The sequence below is a fragment of the Pseudomonas sp. WS 5011 genome (assembly GCF_012985775.1).
Classification (GTDB): Bacteria; Pseudomonadota; Gammaproteobacteria; order Pseudomonadales; family Pseudomonadaceae; genus Aquipseudomonas; species Aquipseudomonas peli.
This window is the reverse complement of record NZ_JAAQXA010000001.1, coordinates 48102-67949: the sequence shown is the minus strand read 5'-3', so window position 1 is coordinate 67949 and position 19848 is coordinate 48102. Positions and strand designations below refer to the sequence as shown.

The window sequence follows — 19848 nt, the reverse complement described above, 5'->3', positions numbered from 1 at the left end:
GGGTTTTGCTCCACAAAAAAAGTGTTACCGACCTCTGGTTGGTAACACTTTTTTGTTACCCAATGAAATATGCATGCAGTCCGTTATGCCTTTGCACACTTAAGTTCGGGCTTCGTCGCTTGACAGCGAGGTGATATTCATCACCCAACTGCGCTGCGAGGCGCGTGGTAATTGGCATAAAGCGTCGGATCGTAGGACAAAGTGCGCCACTTTTTCTCGTCTTTTGGTCAGTGACTGATCAGTCACGAAAAGAAACCACCCAGCGGCTCTCCCACGGCTGTTTGCGCTGATACAACTGTTTGAATTGGCACAATGGTTGCAGTACTGAGCAGGACTTGACCGCGTGCAAGCTCTCGCTGGTCGTTGGAACATGTCGCTAAAAAATAAAAACACAAGCCGTCGTCAGTACGGCAATTCGCGACCCGGCTACGGGATCGCCCAAAAGAATGATCTGTCCACGGAGTGAGTCTCGATGGAAATTAAGTCCCGCAAGCCCGTTCTACGTTTTGCCCCGGCCAAGGCCGGCTTTGCGTTCGCTGGTGTTCTGCCGTTGCTGGTCGCCGCCCAGGCTCATGCGGTGGAGTTCAGCTTCGCCGATAACGAAATCACCGGCTCCCTCGATACCACCATCTCCTACGGTCAACTGTGGCGCGTACAAGGCCAGGACAAGACCAACGACGACATCAACGCCAACGATGGCAACCGCAACTTCGATACCGGCCTGGTTTCCGAAATGTTCAAGATCACTACCGATCTGGAGGCTTCTTACCAGAACTATGGCGTATTCGTTCGCGGTACCGCTTTCTATGACACCCAGATTATGGATAAACGCAATGATTTTCTCGGTGCCGGTGCCTATGAGCCGAGCCAGAATTATCCGCGTGACAACAGCTTTACGCGCGAAACGCGACACAAGGCTGGGCGTGATGCGCAGATTCTCGATGCTTACGTCTATGGCAACTGGGATGTGGCCGAGATGCCGGTCACGGCTCGCTTCGGCAAGCAGGTATTCAACTGGGGCGAAGGGATTTTTTATCGCGGCGGTATCAACACCACCAACCCGCTGAATGCTGCGCAGTTCCGCCTGCCAGGCTCTGAATTGAAAGAAGTGCTGGTGCCTGTCGAGGCGCTTAGCTTCAGCATCGGTCTGACCGATAACCTCTCGATGGAGACCTTCTATCAGTTCAACTGGAAAGAGACTGCGGTTGATCCAGTTGGTACTTATTTCTCGGAGACCGACCTTTTCGCCGATGGCGACAATACGGCTTACAATCGCAGCGGCGCGTTGGCCGGTTTGGTAACGCCCAATGCGAACTTTGGTGGTAACTCGCTGTATGGCTTGCTTTCCTCTAACCCTGCCTCCGGTATCGTCGGCAGTCAGTTTGCTAATAGCACCGCTTTCAAGGTTGCCGGTATTGGGCCTGACATCAATGCCAAGAACGACGGGCAGTATGGTGTCAACTTCAAATACCTTGCCGAAGAGTTGAACTCCACAGAGTTTGGTTTTTATTTCGTTAATTACCACTCTAAAGAACCGTATGTGTACGCAGATGTTAACAGTGCCTACGCAGGCCTAACGCCCGCTCAATATGGCGCATTGTTGACTAACCCTGCTGTCGGTGGGGCTGCAGCTCTTTCAGGCAGCACAGCGCAGCAGGTCGTTGGTGGTTTGTTGGCTGTTGATCTGGGTAATCAGATTCAGGCTCGTCGCGAATATGTTGAAGATATTCGTATGTATGGCTTCAGCTTCAACACGACCATCAATAAAACATCTGTGTTCGGTGAGGTTGCCTATCGCCCGAATATGCCGATCGGCATTGCCGCGACTAACGATGCACTGCAACAGTTCTTGGGGCAGGCAACTCAGTTCTCGCTTGATCAACCGATAACCATTTCTGGTCAAACCCTGCAGATGGGTGGCCAACTGCACAATTATGAGCGTGTTGAGGCTTTCAATACCTCTTGGGGTGCAATCCAGAATTTCGGCCCGTCTATGGGTTTCGATTCACTGATTGGCGTGTTTGAATTGGCCTCCGAGCATCTTCGTGGTAGCGATCTGAAGTACACCGATTACCAAGGAAATGTTCGCTATTATGCGGGGCGTGGTAATGGCGCCTATGCCAGCGGTTATGACCGTGACGATCAGATCAATAAAAATGCTTATGGTTATACCCTACTGTTGACCGGCACCTGGAACGACGTATACGCCGGTGTCAACCTGTCGCCGTTCGCCGTGTTCAAGCATGACTTCGAAGGTAACTCGCACCAGACCGGCAACTTCATCGAAGGTCGTAAGGCTTACACCGTCGGTATGCGTGCCAGCTACCTGAACAGCCTGGAAGCCGAGATCCAGTACACCGAGTTCTATGGCGCGGGCCAGAACAACGGTGCGCGTGACCGCGACAACATCGGTCTGAACGTCAAGTACTCCTTCTAATACCTATAACCAGAAATACGTCGGGCGCTCTCGGGCGCCCGGCAATACTCTTCACGGAGAATTACCCATGCTGAACAAGCACAGGCTGATGGCCGTAGCCGTTGCGCTGGCATTTTCTGCCGGCTCCGCGCTGGCTGCCGTTTCCCCGCAGGAAGCCGCAAAACTTGGCGATACCCTGACCCCTTTCGGCGCCGAGAAGGCCGGCAACGCTGCCGGCACCATTCCGGCCTGGACCGGCGGCATCACCCAGGCGCCGGCTGGCTACACCCGTTCGGGCCAGCACCACGTCAATCCGTTCCCGGACGATAAGCCGCTGTTCACCATCACCGCGGCCAACCTGAGCCAGTACGAGGCCAATCTGACGCCGGGTCAGATCGCCATGTTCAAGGCTTACCCGGAAACCTACCAGATGCCGGTGTACCAGACCCGCCGCTCCGGCTCCGCGCCGCAGTGGGTCTATGACAACACCATCAAGAACGCCACCAGCGCCAAGCTGGCCGATGGTGGTAACGGCTTTATCGACGCTTACGGCGGTATTCCGTTCCCGATTCCGCAAAATGGTGTCGAGGCGCTGTGGAACCATATCGCCCGCTACCGTGGCACCTACATCGTGCGCCGTGCCTCGGAAGTGGCAGTACAGCGCAACGGCGCCTATTCGCTGGTGACCTCGCAGCAGGAAGCGCTGTTCAAGTACTACCTGCAGAACGGCTCGTTCGCCGATTTGAACAACATCATGTTCTATTACCTGTCGTTCACTACCAGCCCGGCGCGTCTGGCCGGTGGCGCGACCCTGGTTCATGAAACCCTCGATCAGGTGAAAGAGCCGCGTCAGGCCTGGGGTTACAACGCCGGCCAGCGCCGCGTGCGTCGTGCGCCGAACCTGGCCTACGATACCCCGATCGCCGCGGCTGACGGTCTGCGTACCGCCGACGACACCGACATGTTCAACGGTGCCGCGGATCGCTATGACTGGAAACTGGTGGGCAAGAAGGAAATCTACATCCCGTACAACAACTACAAGGTCACCAGCCCTGAGGTTAAGTACAAGGATCTGCTGCAGGTCGGTCACCTCAACCCGGCGCTGACCCGTAACGAGCTGCACCGTGTGTGGGTGGTCGAGGGCACGCTGAAGTCCGGCGCCCGCCATATCTACTCCAAGCGCACCCTGTTCCTCGACGAGGACAGCTGGCAGGCTGCGGTGGTGGATCAGTACGACGGCCGTGGTGAGCTGTGGCGCGTGTCCATCGCCTATCTGAAGAACTACTACGATCTGCCGACCACCTGGTCTGCACTCGATGTGTTCCACGATCTGCAGGCGCGCCGTTACCACGTGCAGAACCTGGACAACGAAGAGAACAACACCATCGACTTCACCCAGGCGGTTCCGGACGACGGTTATTTCAAACCGGCTGCCCTGCGTCGCCGCGGCACTCGATAATAGTCGTGTAGTCTCACGCGAAGGCCGCTACGGTAGTAGCGGCCTTTTCGTATCAGCTTGGCGAATAGGCTTCTATCACGCGGGTTCTGCCTTAACAAAACATAACGTCACGCCGATTGTCAGGCCTTTTGAAAGCTCAGTAGGATAGGCGCACTGCTAAAAGTGTAGTGCTACCTATAAGAATAAGGGGGAAGGTATATGAGTGAGCCCGTCATGCGGCGCACCCAGGCCGGTCGTGTTGTGGGATCGTCCCGCGCACCGGTGCTCCGCGTCCACTCACCGATAGCCAAAGCGCTGTCGCTGTGTAGTGTGCTATCCGCGCTGATGTTCGCCAGTGCGCCACTGCAAGCGGCCAGCGATGACGCCAGTCATTACTCGGTCACTTCTGCCAAAGCCCATCAAACTCTGCTGCTGGATGTTGCCAGTCTAGGTAAGCGCTTGGTCACTGTCGGTGATCGCGGGCATATTTTGCTGTCCGACGACAATGGCGCGAGCTGGGTTCAGGCCAAAGTGCCGACCAAGCAAATGCTGACGGCCGTGTTCTTTATTGATGACACCCACGGTTGGGCTGTCGGCCATGATGCGCAGATTCTCGCTAGCACTGATGGCGGCGCCACTTGGGTCAAACAGTTTGAAGACCTTGAGCGTGAAGCGCCGTTGCTGGATGTCTGGTTCAAGGATCGCAATAACGGTTATGCAGTAGGCGCTTACGGTGCCTTGTTGGAAACCACTGACGGTGGCGCCAATTGGGAAGACGTCAGCGACCGTATGGACAACGAAGACGCCTACCACCTCAACGCCATTGTTGAAGTCAAAGACTCCGGCCTGTTTATCGTGGGCGAGCAAGGCGCGATGTTCCGTTCCCCGGACTGGGGGCAGACCTGGGAAACCCTGGAAGGCCCTTACGAGGGTTCGCTATTCGGTGCCCTGGGCACTGATGAAGCCGGTGCGTTGCTGGTCTATGGCCTGCGCGGGCATCTGTTCCGTTCGGCAGATTTTGGTACGACCTGGCAGGCAATCAGCTTGAACACGGCTAACAACGGTCCTTTGGAGTTTGGTCTGGCTGACGGTAATCGTCTGGCTGACGGTTCCATCGTGGTGGTTGGGCATGGCGGTACCGTACTCAAGAGTACCGACAGCGGCCGCAATTTCAGTGTGACCAATCGTGCCGACCGGCTCTCGCTGGCAGGCGTTGCAGCAATGGAAAACGGCAATCTGATTCTGGTAGGGCAGGGTGGCGTCCATGCTGCTACGCCTACTGGCGCCGATCTGGGCCAACAACAATAAGCCGGGAGCCTTTGCATGAGTAAGCATCAACAACAATCTGCCTCCTTCCTGGAGCGGTTGATCTTTAACAATCGCCCGGCCGTGATTCTGCTGTGCCTGTTGATCAGTCTGTTTCTGTTCTACCAAGCGGCGCAGGTGCGTCCGCAGACCAGCTTCGAGAAGATGATTCCGCTGGGGCATCCGTACATCCAGAAGATGCTCGAACACCGCAATGACCTGGCGAACCTGGGCAACACCGTGCGTATCTCGGTGGAAGCGGTGGATGGCGATATCTTCAGCAAGGAATACATGGAGACGCTGCGTCAGATCAACGACGAAGCCTTCTATATTCCGGGCGTTGACCGTTCCGGCCTGAAGTCACTGTGGAGCCCAAGCGTACGCTGGACCGAAGTGACTGAAGAGGGTTTTGCCGGCGGCGAAGTGATCCCGCAAACTTACGATGGCTCTTCCGAAAGCCTTGAGGAACTGCGCAGCAATATCCTCAAATCCGGGCAGATCGGTCGTCTGGTCGCCAACAATTTCAAGTCGAGTATTGTTGACTTGCCATTGCTGGAGACCTATGCCGATCCGAACGATCAGAGCAAGCAGATCCCGCTGGATTATCAGAAGTTCTCCCACGAGCTGGAAGAGAAGATCCGCGATAAGTACCAGGCGCAAAACCCTAACGTCAAAATCCATATCATTGGCTTCGCCAAGAAAGTGGGTGATTTGATCGATGGTCTGATCGGCGTAGCGCTGTTCTTTGCTGTGGCAATCGCCATTACCTTCGTGCTGCTGCTGTGGTTCACCCACTGCTTCAAGAGCACCTTAGCGGTGGTCGTGGCTACCTTGATCGCCGTGGTTTGGCAGTTGGGCTTGCTGCACACCCTGGGCTTCGGGCTGGATCCGTACTCGATGCTGGTGCCGTTCCTGGTCTTCGCCATTGGCATTTCACACGGTGTACAGAAGATCAACGGCATTGCCATGGCCTCCGGCGAAGCAACTGATTCGTTGTCCGCTGCACGTATGGCTTTCCGTCAGCTGTTTGTTCCTGGTCTGGTGGCATTGCTATCGGACGCCGTGGGCTTTATCACCCTGCTGCTGATTGATATCGGTGTGATCCGTGAGCTGGCCATCGGCGCATCCATGGGTGTGGCGGTGATCATTCTGACCAACCTGATTCTGCTGCCGGTCATGATTTCCTATGTCGGTATCAGCAAGAAGGCGGTGAAGATCAGTCGCGAAGAAGCCGACAAGGAGCACCCATTCTGGCGCTTTATCTCCAACTGCGCGCACCCGATGGTGGCCCCGATTTCCGTGGTGGTTGCAGTGGCGGCGCTGGCCGGTGGTGTGTGGTACGGGCAGAACCTTAAGATCGGTGACCTCGACCAGGGCGCGCCTGAGCTGCACCCGGATTCGCGCTACAACTTGGATAACGACTTCGTCATCCGCAATTACTCCACCAGCTCCGATGTACTGGTGATCATGGTCAAGACGGCAGCTGAAGGTTGCTCGACTTATCCGACGCTGTCGGCCATGGATGAGTTGATGTGGAAGATGGAGAACACCGAAGGCGTGCAGTCGGCCATTTCCATGGTCACCGTGTCGCGTCAGGTGATCAAAGGCATGAACGAGGGCAACCTGAAATGGGAAACCCTGTCGCGCAACCAAGACGTGCTGAACAACTCCATTGCCCGAGCTGATGGCCTGTACAATGGTGATTGCTCGGTGGCGCCGCTGCTGGTGTTCCTCACCGACCACAAGGCAGAAACCCTGTCGCGTGCGGTGAAAGTTGCTGAAGACTTTGCCAAGGAAAACAACAAGGACGGCCTGGAGTTCATCCTGGCAGCGGGTAACGCGGGTATTGAAGCCGCTACCAACGAAGTGATCGCCAAGTCCGAGACCACCATGCTGCTCGCGGTATACGCCGCAGTAGGCATCATGTGTCTGCTGACCTTCCGCTCCTTCGCTGCGACGCTCTGCGTGATGCTGCCGCTGGTGCTGACCTCGGTACTGGGTAACGCCCTCATGGCCTTTATGGGCATCGGTGTGAAGGTGGCGACTCTGCCGGTAATCGCCTTGGGTGTGGGTATTGGTGTCGACTACGGCATCTACATCTACAGCCGTCTGGAAACCTACCTGCGTCAGGGTTTGTCGCTGCAGGAGGCTTACTACGAGACCCTCAAGTCGACCGGTAAAGCGGTGCTGTTCACCGGTATCTGCCTGGCGATCGGTGTGGCCACCTGGATCTTCTCGGCAATCAAGTTCCAGGCTGACATGGGCCTGATGCTGACCTTTATGTTCCTCTGGAACATGATTGGCGCTATCTGGCTGCTGCCTGCACTTGCCCGCTTCCTGATTAACCCTGAGAAGCTGCGCAACAAGGCTTGAGCCTGATACGCAGTCGTAACACTAAAAGCCGCGGCCCTCGGGTCGCGGTTTTTTATTGTGCGTGGATTAAGCCGGGTTTTTTGCCGGTTGCTGTTATGCGAATCGCGCAGCATCTGACTTGTAGTCCATTGGCGTTCTGCGGACACGTCATTGGTGCTATCCGGGCTAAACACTGCAGAAGCATGCTTGCCCGCGACTTGCACAAGCCGTTAGCAGTATCGCGGACTCGCCTGTGCTCAACGGCTAATAGTTATCCTTCCAACAACCGTGAGGGGAGTGGAGGGCACGGCTGCTGAACCGTTGTGGTTCAGCGCCTTAAGGCACCGTGATGGAGTTTGACTGGCTAGCGCGGATACAGCGGAGGCAGAGCGCTGGTATCCGGATTGGTGGTGCTCTCAAGGTCTTCTGTGGGGGGCAGACTGCGAATCGCCAGCCACAGGTTACGGCCCTGCCAGTGCTGGCCGCTTTCGCTGTACAGTGCGCCGTTCAGGCCGTCTAGGGCTTCAGACAGTGGGATAAAACGCGCGGCCATATCGGCGAGGGTTTCCGGCTGCTGGCGGGCCCAGGCGTCCAGCGCATGGCGCGTGGCCTGCGAGTCATTCGCCAGGCAGCTGCGCTTAAGGTCATCGAGCAGGTTGCGTTGGCTAGGCCCCGTCTGCTGGCTAGGCAGCACTGGAGGCTGGCGCCGCGCGCGCCACCACAGGGTAAACCCGAGCAGGGTGGTCAGGCCCAGGAGTGCAGTGCTGAGTTGCCAGGGCCAGAGGTGGGCATTGTCCACCTCGCGCACGGTTGGGCTTGCTACCTCGATCGGTAGGGTTTCCAGGTTAGGATTTGCGGCCACCTGCAACTTACGCGTGGGCAGGCTGCTGCGTTCGAGTTGGTCGGTCGTGGTGTTCCACCACAGCACTTCGATTGCCGGCAGGGTGATCTCGCCTTCACGGTTGGCTACCAGAGCTTCACGTTCTTCACGGCTGGCTACCAGACCGTTGTCGTTGGCCTGGTTGGCTAATTGGGGTTGGTCGGGGTAGCGGCGCAGGCCGGCTACTTGGGTGGCGGGCAAGGGCGGTAATTGTGCGCTGGCCAAACCTTCGACCTTGAGCAGTAGGCTGCGAGTCAGCGAATCACCGACGCGGGCTGCCTCCGGTTGTGGACTCCAGACTTCACTCAGGCTGAGTGCGCGCGCCGGCAGCCAGGGCGCGTCGGTCGGGTAGCTGGCTGGCTTGGCTTTCACCGTCAGCGGAATTTCCGGCGAACGGACCCGCACCACTTTGCCGGGGCGTGGACCGAACGGGTTGTAGGCATTGCTGGCGGAGCGATCAACTGCAGTGGCGGTAAAGGCTTGCGAGGGGATCAGCAAGTCGCCACTTTCCTGGGGAAAAATCGCGTAGCGCAGTTCAATTACCCCATGGCGTATGCCGTTGATGTCCTTCTCGTAGGTGCGCGGTTCACCAAGCGCTTCAACGCGCGCCTGAGGCATCTCCAGTTGGGTCAGGCTGCTGTCGTCGTACAGTGAAACGGAGTGGTAGATGCGCAGTGTCAGCACGGTTTGCGCCTGCACGTAGACACTTTCCTGGTCCAGGCTGGCATCGATAAACACCGGTGCCAGGCGGCTGTCATCGGCGCTCGCGGCTTGCTGAACATGCAGGGTAATCGGCTCGCTTTGTAGCTGGCCGAGTGTGAGCGGCGGTATCACCACATAACCGCTGTGTTTGGGTTGCAGGGTGACGATCCAGCGCGTGCTCGCCTGGGCACCGTTGCTGCCGCTGGTCAGGCGGTTAACCTGGCGGGTGCCTAGCACCTCAAACAGCTCATTGAGCGGCTGCAGGTCGGGCTTGCCGAACAGCGTGGCGTCATTCGATTCCAGGGTCAGCTCAACGCTCTCGCCGGCATCCAGGCGCGTACGGTCGACGCTGGCGGTCAGGCTTTGCGCGCTGACGTTCAGGGCCAGCAGGCCAAGCAGAAGGGTACAGAGCAGTCGGCTCATTGCAGTTGTTCCTGGCGCTGTTGTTGTTCCAGCCTGAATTTACGCCGCAGTAGCTCGCCCGGATCGTCCGGAATCTGCCGCAGCCATTGTTCCAATGCCTGACGCCGTTCGCCGTCGAGGGCCGGCTCGGCGCTGGCGATCTGTTCTTCGCCGCTGTCGCTGTCGTCTTCTTCTGGTTGTTTCGGCGGTATATCCACGTCTTCGTCGGCGCCGGGTTGTACGGGTTTTTCGCCCTCATCATCAGACTCTGACGGCTTGGCCGGCGATTGTTCGGCCTGCTGCTGGGCATCTGGATCGGACTGGCCTGCCTGTGGCTGGCTGTTGGGCTGATTCTGCTGCTCGTCGGTTTGATTTTGCTGTTGCTGCTGGTTTTGGCGCAGCAGCTCTTCGACCAGGGCTTTGTTTTTTTGCGCCTGAGCCAAGTCGGGTTGCAGTTCCAGCGCCTGGGTGTAGGCGTCTAGGGCGGCTTCCAGTTCGTTGCTAAGCGCCAGGGCGTTGCCACGGTTGTAGTGGTCGCTGGCGCTTTCGCCATTTGCGAAGCGTTCGGCGGCCGCGGCGTAATCGCCGGCCTGGTAGAGCGCCTGGCCTTGCCAGCGTAGATCGTGGAAACGCTGCGCGGCTTCTGCCGGTTGTTGCGCCTCAAGCAGGCGCTGGCCTTGTTGATCGGCACGCAGCCAGAGGTCATCGAAGCTGAAGGCGTAGCTGTTCTGCGGCAGGCTCAGCAGCAACAGCGGCAGGCACAGCAGCCAGCCGCGGCGTGCAGCGCAGGCAGCGAGTAACAGCAGCGGCAGGAGTAGCCAGTGGCTCTGGTCTGCCCAGGCTTGCAGCTGGGTCAGCTCACCATCGCGGCGCAGCTGTTGCGGTGCATCGAGTAGGCCGAGGTTGCGCAGGTCGCGCTCATCCAGCGTTATGCCCTGATACTGCCCGCCAAGCTCGCTGGCAAAGCGCTTGAGGCCGTTGCTGTCCAAGCGTGGCAGCAGGATGGTGCCCTGAGCGTCCTTGAGGAATGAGCCGTCCTCCTGAATGATCGGCGCGCCCTGGGTGCTGCCAATGCCGAGAATGCGTAGGCGCTCGCCGCGGCGGCCGAGCGCCTGGGTGATCGCCTGGCGCTGGGTTTCGTCGAGGCTGCTGGTCAGCAACAGCAGGCGGCCATTGCCCTGGGCGCCCTGTTCGAGCAATTGCAGGGCTTTGGCCACCGCCAGATCGGCGCGCTTGCCGGGCTCCGGCATGATTTCGGGACTCAGCACATCGAGCAGATTGCGGCTGGTAGCCAGGTCGTCGGAGAGCGGCACCAGGGTATGTGCGCTGCCGGCATACACGACGATGGCCGTTTGTGCATCCTGGCGCGCCTCCAGCAGGTCGAGCAGCTTGCGCTTAGCCTGGGCCAGGCGATTGGGTGAGGCGTCGCTGGCGAGCATCTCTGGGGTCAGTTCGAGCAGTACCACCAGCGGGTCTGCCGGCTTGGGGTTCTGTTGCTCGATGCGTTGCCAGCTGGGGCCGAGCAGTGCCACTAGTGCAAGCAGCCAGGCCAGGCCGAGGGCCAGCCAGGGCAGGCGACTGTTGCGCCCACCGGTGGCGGTTAGCAGCGCGGACTGGAACGCGGCCGGCAGCAACGCTTGCCAGCGACCGCTGCGTTTCTCCCGGTGCCAAAGCTGCCAGAGCAAAAAGCCCAATAGCGGTATCAGCAGCAGCCAGAAGGGGCGTTGCCAGTGGGGCCAGAGGCTGGTCAGTTCGCTCATGACGGTTTCCCCCGTAGCCGTGTCAGCTGAGTACGCCAGCGTTGTTGCAGGCTTGGCCAGAGTGTTTGGCTGACCAGCAGCAGGCTGAACAGCAGGGCCAGGCCCAGCGGCCAGGGATAGAGTGGCAAGGTCGGCCGCGCCAGAGTCGGTTTCTGCGCCACCGGCTCCAGTCTATCGAGAGTGGCTTCGATCGCCTGCAGTTCTTCACTGTCGCGGGCGCGGAAGTATTCGCCGCCGGTGGCTTCGGCAATTGCCCGCAGGCTCGGCTCGTCCAGATCGATACCGGGGTTAAAACCGAGCATGCCGAGTACGCCGCCTTGCTCGGGGTCGGCACCGATGCCTATCGGGTAAATGGTGATGCCTTCCTCTGCTGCCAGGCGTGCGGCAGTCAAGGGATCGATTTCGCCGCCATTGTTGGCACCGTCAGTCACCAGTACCAGTACGCGGCTCTGCGCCGGACGCTCGCGCAGGCGCTTGACCGCCAGGCCAATGGCGTCGCCGATGGCGGTCTGTGGTCCGGCGATGTTCTTCTGCGCCTCATCCAGCCAGGTATGCACGGTCTGCCGGTCGAAGGTCAGCGGCGACTGCAGGTAGGCGCGGCTGCCGAATAGGATCAGGCCAACCCGATCACCCTGACGGCCATCGATAAACTCGCCGAGCAGGTGTTTGACCAGGGTCAGGCGACTGACTTCCTGGTCTTCCCACACCATGTCGGAATAATCCATGGAGCCGGATACATCCACCGCCAGCAGCAGGTCGCGGCCGCTTGCCGGCAACGGCAGCGGCTCACCCAGCCATTGCGGGCGCGCGCAGGCGAGCAGCAGTAACAGCCAGATCAGTGCAAACGGTGCTTGTTGTCGCAGGGCCGGTAGCCGTACGCTGGCGCGGCGGCCGCTCAAACCTTCCAGTTCGGCCAGGAAGCTGATTTTCAGCGCTGCTTCGCCGCTGTCCGCAGGCGGTAGCCAGGCGCGGAGCAACCAGGGCAGCGGGGCGACCAGAAAGACCCAGGGCCAGGCAAACTCAAACATGTTTGCGAATCCAGATCGCTACGGCCTGGTTGAGCCCGGCGATGGCCTTGTCATCCAGGTTGCAGTGCGGGCGATAGGCGCCTTCCACCAGAATCATCCAGCGAGTCAGGCCGGCGGCGGGGCAGCGGCTGTCGAGAAAAGCCAGCCAGGCGCGGCTGCTGAGGATATGGCTGTTGCTTTGCGGGTAACGCTCGCGGCACAGGCGTTTGAGAATAGCGTTGAGTTGCTGCAGCCAGGGGCCGGCATCGACGCCGTCGTAAGGTTTGCTCAGGCGTTCGAGTTCGCTCAACGCGGCCTGGCGCAATGGGTCGAGCGGCGCTTCGGTCGACTGCTCGGCCGCTTTGCTTGGCAGGCGTTTAAGCAGCTTGAAAGCGGCCCACAGCAGTACGGGCAGGAGCAGGGCGAGCAGCCACCAGCCCGGTGCCGGCGGCCACCAGCTGATCGGCGCGGGTGCGATCAGCGGTTCGAGTTGGTCCAGTGGGTTCACAGGGCCTTCCTCGGCCGCTGGGCATTCAGGTGTTCACGCAGCTGCTCGATCATCTCGCTCTGCGTATTGAGGGCCAGCAGCGGCACGCCGAGTTTCTGCGCCAGGCGTTGCCAGCGCGCCTGGCGGGCATCGGCCAGGCTGCGGTAGGCCTGGCGCAGTTCGGCGTCCTGAGTGTCCAGCTCCAGTTGCGCGCCGTGCTCAGTAAAACGCAGCAGGCCGGCATTGGGCAGGGCATGGTCGAGCGGGTCGGAAAGGGGCAGCAACAGCAGGTCGGTATGCCGCGCCAACAGCAGCAGCTGCTGTTCGCTGCTGTCGTTCAGCGTGCGCTCATCACACAGAATAACCACCAGACTGCCGGGGCGCAGCACCTCGCGGGCGCGGCGCAGGGCCAGGCCAAAGCTGTCGCGCCCGCCCTGGCTGTCGTTGCTCAGGGCTTGATTGGCCTTGGCCAGGCGGCTAAGCAGTTGCAGCAGGCTTTGCTTGCTGCGACGTGGTTTGATTTCGTGGTGTTCCAGATCACCGAATACCAGGCCGCCGATGCGGTCGTTATGGCCCAGCGCGGCCCAGCCGATCAGGCTGGCGGCCTGTGCGGCGAGCACCGACTTGAACATCAGCCCGGAGCCGAAGAATAGCCGTTTGCTCTGCTCGACCATGATGTAAATCGGCCGCTCGCGCTCTTCGTGGAATAGCTTGGTGTGCGGCTCCTGAGTACGCGCGGTGACCCGCCAGTCGATGGTGCGTACGTCGTCGCCGGGCTGATACACGCGCACCTGGTCGAAGTCCACGCCGCGCCCGCGCAGTTTGGAGTGGTGCAGACCAATCAGCGGGCTACGCCGCGCCGGCGTGGAAAACAGCTGCACCTCACGCACACGGTGGCGCATCTCGATCAGTTCACCGAGGCTGACGCGAATGCCGGGCTGCGTGGGTTGGTCGTGCATGGTGGTTAGGCGACCGCCACAACGTCGAGAATGCGCTGCACCACGCGGTCCTGGTCGATGCCGGCGGCTTCTGCCTCGAAGGACAGAATGATGCGGTGCCGCAGCACGTCGAACAGCACCGCCTGGATATCTTCCGGGCTGACGAAATCCCGCCCGGCCAGCCAGGCGTGGGCCCGTGCACAGCGGTCCAGGGCAATCGAGCCGCGCGGGCTGGCGCCGTAGGCAATCCACTCGGCCAGTTCCGGGTCGAATTTGGCCGGGGTGCGTGAGGCCATCACCAGTTGCACCAAATACTCTTCCACTGCGTCGGCCATATACAGGCCGAGAATTTCCTGGCGTGCGGCAAAGATTGCCTGCTGGCTGACCAGCTGCTCGGGCTTGGTTTCGCCATTCAGCGCTTCGCCACGGGCCTGGGCGAGGATCTTGCGCTCCACGCTGGCGTCCGGAAAGCCGATCTTCACATGCATCAGAAAACGGTCGAGCTGGGCTTCGGGCAGTGGGTAGGTGCCTTCCTGCTCTATCGGGTTCTGCGTGGCCATCACCAGAAATAGCGGCGACAGGTGATAGGTGCTACGACCAACGCTGACCTGGCGCTCGGCCATGGCTTCGAGCAGCGCCGATTGCACCTTGGCCGGAGCGCGGTTGATTTCGTCGGCCAGCACCAGGTTGTGGAAGATCGGCCCCTGCTGGAACACGAAGCTGCCGGTTTCCGGACGATAGATCTCGGTGCCGGTGATATCCGCCGGGAGCAAGTCAGGGGTGAACTGTATGCGGTGGAACTCGGCCTCGATACCTTCGGCCAGCTCCTTGATCGCCTTGGTCTTGGCCAGACCGGGAGCGCCTTCGACCAGCATGTGGCCATCGGCGAGCAAGGCAATCAGCAGCCTTTCGATGAGTTTTTCCTGGCCGAGGATCTGACTTGAAAGAAAATGTCGCAGCGCGACAAGCGCTTCACGGTGTTCCATCGTTAAGCTCATCCGGCAAATGTGACCAGCGAGTCTTGAATCTCGCCAGAGTTAAGTGGCAGCCACTTTAATGCAATCGCGGCCTCCTAGACTAACGTTGAACAACAAGGTTGTGGCGAAGGTCATTACTCGTGACTGCCTTGATCGAGTCCCCTGACGAATAACAAGCCAAACGGAGCAAACCCATGGCGTTCTTTACGGCGGCCAGCAAAGCCGATTTTCAGCACCACCTGCAAACGGCGCTGGCGCAGCACGTCAGTGAACAGGCTCTGCCACAAGTAGCCCTGTTCGCCGAGCAATTCTTCGGCATCATCGCCCTCGAGGAGCTGACCCAGCGTCGCCTCTCTGATCTGGTCGGTTGCACCTTGTCGTCCTGGCGGTTGCTGGAGCGTTTTGAACCGGCCAAGCCCGAAGTGCGGGTATTCAACCCCGATTATGAAAAACACGGCTGGCAGTCCACCCACACTGCCGTAGAAATTCTGCACAGCGACATTCCGTTCCTGGTCGACTCGGTGCGCATGGAGCTGAACCGTCGCGGTTACAGCATCCATACCCTGCAGAACAGCGTGTTCAGTGTGCGCCGCAACAAGAGCGGCGAGCTGCAGGAAATCCTGCCCAAGGGTGCCCAGGGCAAGGATGTGCAGCAGGAAGCCCTGATGTTCCTGGAGATTGACCGCTGCTCCAACGCCGGTGAATTGAAGACCCTGGAAAAGGACCTGCAAGAAGTCTTTGGCGATGTACGCCTGAGCGTCGCCGACTTCCAGCCGATGAAAGCCAAGGCCAAGGAACTGCTGGCTTGGTTGGACAAGGCCAAACTCAAGGTTGAAGGCGCCGAGCTGGAAGAGATCAAGGTATTCATGAGCTGGTTGCTCGACGACCACTTCACCTTCCTCGGCTATGAAGAGTTCACTGTTGCCGACAGCACTGGCGGCGGCAGCATGGTCTATGACGAGAAGTCCCTGCTGGGCTTGTCCAAGCGCCTGCGCAGCGGCCTCAAGGCCGATGAGTTGCATATCGAACCGGAAGCCGTGGCCTACCTGCGAGAGCCGCAGCTGCTGTCCTTCGCCAAGGCGGCCGTTCCGAGCCGCGTGCACCGCCCGGCGTATCCGGATTTGGTGTCGATCCGCGAACTGGACGCCAAAGGCAAGGTCATCAAGGAATGCCGCTTTATGGGCTTGTACACCTCTGCGGTGTATGCCGAGAGCGTATGGAGCATTCCGTTCATTCGCCGCAAGGTGGCGGTGATTAAGCAGCGTTCCGGTTTCGACAGCAGCGCGCACCTGGGCAAAGAGCTGGCTCAGGTACTGGAAGTGCTGCCGCGTGACGACCTGTTCCAGACCCCGGTGGACGAGCTGTTCAACACCACCATGGCGATCGTGCAGATTCAGGAGCGCAACAAGATTCGCGTATTCCTGCGTCGCGATCCGTACGGTCGTTTCTGCTACTGCCTGGCTTATGTGCCACGCGACGTATACTCCACCGAAACCCGCATGAAGATCCAACAGGTGCTGATGGAGCGCCTGCAGGCTACCGATTGCGAGTTCTGGACCTTCTTCTCCGAGTCGGTACTGGCGCGGGTGCAGTTCATCCTCAAGGTTGACCCGAAGAATCGCGTACAGATCGACCCGCTGCGCCTGGAAAAAGAAGTCATCCAGGCCTGCCGTTCGTGGAAGGACGATTACACCAGCTTGATCGTCGAAAGCCTCGGCGAAGCTCAGGGCACCGAAGTGCTCAGCGAATTCCCCGGCGGTTTCCCGGCCGGTTACCGCGAGCGTTTCGCCCCGCACTCGGCGGTGGTGGACATGCAGCACCTGCTGAGCCTGAACAATGAACGTCAGCTGGTGATGAGCTTCTACCAGCCGCTGACCCAGGGCGAGCAGCAGCTGCACTGCAAGCTGTACCACGCGGACACGCCGCTGCCGCTGTCGGATGTGCTGCCGATTCTGGAAAACCTCGGCCTGCGTGTGCTCGGTGAGTTCCCTTACAAACTGCGTCGCGCCGATGGCCGCGAGTTCTGGATTCACGACTTCGCCTTCACCTATGCCGAAGGCCTGGATGTTGATATCCAGCAGCTCAACGACACCCTGCAGGGCGCTTTCGTCAATATCGTTGGCGGCGCAGCGGAGAACGACGGCTTCAACCGTCTGGTGCTGATGGCCGCCATGCCGTGGCGTGACGTGGCGCTGCTGCGTGCTTACGCCCGTTATCTCAAGCAGATTCGTCTGGGCTTCGACCTCAGCTACATCGCCAGCACCCTGGTCAACCACGCTGATATCGCCAAGGAGCTGGTGCGCCTGTTCAAGACGCGTTTCTACCTGGCGCGCAAGCTCACCGCCGATGATCTGGAAGACAAGCAGCAGAAGCTTGAACAGGCGATTCTCGCCGCGCTGGACAACGTTGCGGTGCTCAACGAAGACCGCATCCTGCGCCGCTATCTGGACCTGATCAAAGCTACCCTGCGCACCAACTTCTACCAGACCGATGCAGCCGGGCAGAACAAGTCCTACTTCAGCTTCAAACTCAACCCACGGGCGATTCCGGATATTCCACGGCCGACGCCGAAGTTCGAAATCTTCGTCTACTCGCCGCGTGTTGAAGGTGTGCACCTGCGTTTTGGTGACGTCGCCCGTGGCGGCCTGCGCTGGTCGGATCGCGAGGAAGACTTCCGCACTGAGGTGCTGGGCTTGGTCAAGGCGCAGCAGGTGAAGAACGCGGTCATCGTGCCGATGGGCGCCAAGGGCGGCTTTATCCCACGGCGTATGCCGGTCGGCGGCAGCCGTGATGATGTGCTGGCTGAGGGCATTGCCTGCTACCGCATCTTTATCAGCGGTCTGCTGGATATTACCGATAACTTGAAAGATGGCGCCGTGGTTCCGCCACAGAACGTGGTGCGCCACGATGGCGACGATCCGTATCTGGTGGTGGCGGCCGACAAAGGCACCGCGACCTTCTCCGATATCGCCAACAGCATTGCCGCCGAATACGGCTTCTGGCTGGACGATGCCTTCGCTTCGGGCGGCTCTGCTGGTTACGACCACAAAGGCATGGGCATCACCGCCAAGGGCGGCTGGGTCTCGGTGCAGCGCCACTTCCGTGAACGCGGCATCGACGTGCAGAAGGACAATGTCACCGTGATCGGCATCGGCGATATGGCCGGTGACGTATTCGGCAATGGCCTGCTGCTTTCGGAAAGCTTGCAGCTGGTCGCGGCCTTTAACCATATGCACATCTTTATCGACCCCAACCCCGATGCGGCCAAGAGCTTTATCGAGCGTCAGCGTCTGTTCGACCTGCCGCGCTCCAGCTGGGCCGATTACGACGCCAAGCTGATCTCGGCGGGCGGCGGGATTTTCCTGCGCAGCGCCAAAAGCATCGCCATCAGCCCGCAGATGAAAGAGCGTTTCGACATCAGCGCCGACAAGCTGGCGCCGAATGAGCTGCTGAATGCCTTGCTCAAGGCGCCAGTGGATCTGCTGTGGAACGGCGGCATCGGCACCTACGTGAAATCCAGCAAGGAAAGCCACGCCGATGTCGGCGACAAGGCCAACGACCTGCTGCGCGTGGATGGCCGCGAACTGCGTGCCAAAGTGGTGGGTGAGGGCGGTAACCTCGGCATGACCCAGCTGGGTCGTGTCGAGTACGGCCTCAATGGCGGCAAGAGCAACACCGACTTTATCGACAACGCCGGTGGTGTGGACTGCTCCGACCATGAGGTGAATATCAAGATTTTGCTCGGCGAAATCGTCGGCGCGGGTGACATGACCGGCAAGCAGCGCAACAAGCTGCTGGTGGAAATGACCGATGCTGTTGGTGGCCTGGTTTTGGGCAACAACTACAAGCAGACCCAGGCGTTGTCGCTGGCTGAGCGCCGTGCGCGTGAGCGGGTGAGTGAGTACAAGCGCCTGATGACGGCTCTGGAAGCGGCCGGCAAGCTGGATCGTGCCCTGGAGTTTCTGCCTACCGACGACGAGCTCAACGAACGTGCCGCCAATGGTCTGGGTCTGACTCGTCCTGAACTGTCGGTGCTGATCTCCTACAGCAAGATTGACCTCAAGGAATCGCTGCTGAAATCCTTGGTACCGGACGATGAGTACCTGGCGCGTGAGATGGAAACCGCCTTCCCGCCGCTGTTGGCGAAGAAGTTCGGTGAGCCGATGCGTCGCCATCGCCTCAAGCGCGAAATCGTCAGCACGCAGATTGCCAACGACTTGGTTAACCACATGGGCATCACCTTTGTGCAGCGCCTGAAGGAGTCCACCGGCATGAGCGCGGCGAATGTCGCCGGCGCCTATGTGATTGTGCGTGACCTGTTCCGCTTGCCGCATTGGTGGAAACAGATCGAGGTCCTGGACTACCAGGTCCCAGCTGAGCTGCAACTGCAGTTGATGGATGAGCTGATGCGTCTGGGCCGCCGTGCGACGCGCTGGTTCCTGCGCAGCCGCCGCAACGAGCTGGATGCGGCCCGTGACGTGGCGCATTTCGCACCGCGTATCGAGGCCCTGGTCGGCCGGCTCGACGAACTGCTCGAAGGCCCAGCCCGTGAACAGTGGCTGGCGCGCTTCCAGGGTTATGTCGAGGCCGGCGTGCCGGAAGAGCTGGCGCGTGTGGTCGCCGGTACCAGCCATCTGTACACCCTGTTGCCGATCATCGAAGCGTCGGACGTGACCGGGCAGGAGCCGGCTCGGGTTGCGGCGGCGTACTTTGCCATTGGCGGGTCGCTGGAGCTGTCCTGGTATCTGCAGCAGATCACCAGCCTGCCGGTGGAAAACAACTGGCAAGCGCTGGCCCGTGAAGCCTTCCGCGATGATCTGGACTGGCAGCAGCGCGCCATCACCGTGTCGGTACTGCAAATGGCCGAAGGCCCGGCGGATATCGAGGAACGGGTCGGTGTGTGGCTGGATCAGCACCGCCGTCTGGTGGATCGCTGGAAGGTCATGCTCGGCGAACTGCGTGCGGCCACCAACACCGATTACGCCATGTATGCCGTGGCTAACCGCGAGTTGATGGACCTGGCGCAAAGCGCCTGATAAAGGCAGCGCAGGCCTGGCCTGCGCTGTTCCTGCCCCAATAAAAAGCCCCGCCTAGTGCGGGGCTTTTTATTGGGGCAGGTCTGGTGTCGGCGAAATTACGATTGCTCTAGATCTCGCGAGCTAGAGTCCTGCAAGACAAAAACAG

The 19848-nt window shown here is 59.9% G+C and carries 11 protein-coding genes; 5 read left to right on the top strand and 6 right to left on the bottom strand.

Annotated features, from left to right (window positions below; genetic code table 11):
• The first annotated feature begins 472 nt into the window (after positions 1–472).
• The 4 genes from HBN63_RS00305 (at position 473) to HBN63_RS00290 (ending at position 7532) form a co-directional block, all read left to right on the top strand.
• Positions 473–2437: a DUF1302 domain-containing protein gene (locus HBN63_RS00305; RefSeq protein WP_170047975.1), complete on the top strand. Its 1965-nt coding sequence runs from the start codon at positions 473–475 to the stop codon at positions 2435–2437.
• Between the two features lie 67 nt (positions 2438–2504).
• Positions 2505–3875 (top strand): DUF1329 domain-containing protein, encoded by a 1371-nt coding sequence (locus HBN63_RS00300; protein WP_170047974.1) that lies wholly within the window; start codon positions 2505–2507, stop codon positions 3873–3875.
• A gap of 198 nt (positions 3876–4073) precedes the next feature.
• Positions 4074–5162 carry a YCF48-related protein gene (locus HBN63_RS00295; RefSeq protein WP_262498844.1) on the top strand — a complete coding sequence of 363 codons (1089 nt, stop codon included), beginning with the start codon at positions 4074–4076 and terminating at the stop codon, positions 5160–5162.
• Between the two features lie 15 nt (positions 5163–5177).
• A complete protein-coding gene (locus tag HBN63_RS00290; protein WP_160087813.1) occupies positions 5178–7532 on the top strand; it encodes an RND family transporter in 2355 nt (784 codons plus the stop codon).
• A gap of 343 nt (positions 7533–7875) precedes the next feature.
• Here HBN63_RS00290 and HBN63_RS00285 read toward each other — a convergent pair whose 3' ends face one another.
• Genes HBN63_RS00285 through HBN63_RS00260 form a run of 6 tightly spaced genes read right to left on the bottom strand, consistent with a single transcriptional unit; the run spans position 7876 to position 14673 of the window.
• Positions 7876–9516 (bottom strand): BatD family protein, encoded by a 1641-nt coding sequence (locus HBN63_RS00285; protein ID WP_170047973.1) that lies wholly within the window; start codon positions 9514–9516, stop codon positions 7876–7878.
• The gene (locus HBN63_RS00280; RefSeq protein WP_170048238.1) at positions 9513–11246 is read right to left on the bottom strand and encodes a VWA domain-containing protein; all 1734 of its coding nucleotides are present in this window, start codon (positions 11244–11246) and stop codon (positions 9513–9515) included. Before HBN63_RS00280 ends, HBN63_RS00285 begins: the two co-directional genes overlap by 4 nt.
• A gap of 5 nt (positions 11247–11251) precedes the next feature.
• The gene (locus HBN63_RS00275) at positions 11252–12283 is read right to left on the bottom strand and encodes a VWA domain-containing protein (protein WP_170047972.1); all 1032 of its coding nucleotides are present in this window, start codon (positions 12281–12283) and stop codon (positions 11252–11254) included.
• Complete coding sequence (locus HBN63_RS00270; RefSeq protein WP_170047971.1) at positions 12276–12770, bottom strand: DUF4381 domain-containing protein; 495 nt, start codon at positions 12768–12770, stop codon at positions 12276–12278. The genes HBN63_RS00275 and HBN63_RS00270 overlap by 8 nt, the downstream gene beginning before the upstream one ends.
• Complete coding sequence (locus tag HBN63_RS00265) at positions 12767–13708, bottom strand: DUF58 domain-containing protein (protein ID WP_167145171.1); 942 nt, start codon at positions 13706–13708, stop codon at positions 12767–12769. Before HBN63_RS00265 ends, HBN63_RS00270 begins: the two co-directional genes overlap by 4 nt.
• A gap of 5 nt (positions 13709–13713) precedes the next feature.
• Positions 13714–14673 carry a MoxR family ATPase gene (locus tag HBN63_RS00260; RefSeq protein ID WP_090252347.1) on the bottom strand — a complete coding sequence of 320 codons (960 nt, stop codon included), beginning with the start codon at positions 14671–14673 and terminating at the stop codon, positions 13714–13716.
• A gap of 185 nt (positions 14674–14858) precedes the next feature.
• Here HBN63_RS00260 and HBN63_RS00255 point away from each other — a divergent pair, with 185 nt between their 5' ends.
• A complete protein-coding gene (locus tag HBN63_RS00255) occupies positions 14859–19700 on the top strand; it encodes an NAD-glutamate dehydrogenase (RefSeq protein WP_170047970.1) in 4842 nt (1613 codons plus the stop codon).
• Positions 19701–19848 lie beyond the last annotated feature (148 nt).

Coding starts and splice junctions, on each gene's coding strand:
- HBN63_RS00260 (WP_090252347.1), bottom strand. CDS start 14,673: ATGGAACACCGTGAAGCGCTTGTCGCGCTGCGACATTTTCTTTCAAGT.
- HBN63_RS00305 (WP_170047975.1), top strand. CDS start 473: ATGGAAATTAAGTCCCGCAAGCCCGTTCTACGTTTTGCCCCGGCCAAG.
- HBN63_RS00300 (WP_170047974.1), top strand. CDS start 2,505: ATGCTGAACAAGCACAGGCTGATGGCCGTAGCCGTTGCGCTGGCATTT.
- HBN63_RS00275 (WP_170047972.1), bottom strand. CDS start 12,283: ATGTTTGAGTTTGCCTGGCCCTGGGTCTTTCTGGTCGCCCCGCTGCCC.
- HBN63_RS00295 (WP_262498844.1), top strand. CDS start 4,074: ATGAGTGAGCCCGTCATGCGGCGCACCCAGGCCGGTCGTGTTGTGGGA.
- HBN63_RS00255 (WP_170047970.1), top strand. CDS start 14,859: ATGGCGTTCTTTACGGCGGCCAGCAAAGCCGATTTTCAGCACCACCTG.
- HBN63_RS00290 (WP_160087813.1), top strand. CDS start 5,178: ATGAGTAAGCATCAACAACAATCTGCCTCCTTCCTGGAGCGGTTGATC.
- HBN63_RS00265 (WP_167145171.1), bottom strand. CDS start 13,708: ATGCACGACCAACCCACGCAGCCCGGCATTCGCGTCAGCCTCGGTGAA.
- HBN63_RS00285 (WP_170047973.1), bottom strand. CDS start 9,516: ATGAGCCGACTGCTCTGTACCCTTCTGCTTGGCCTGCTGGCCCTGAAC.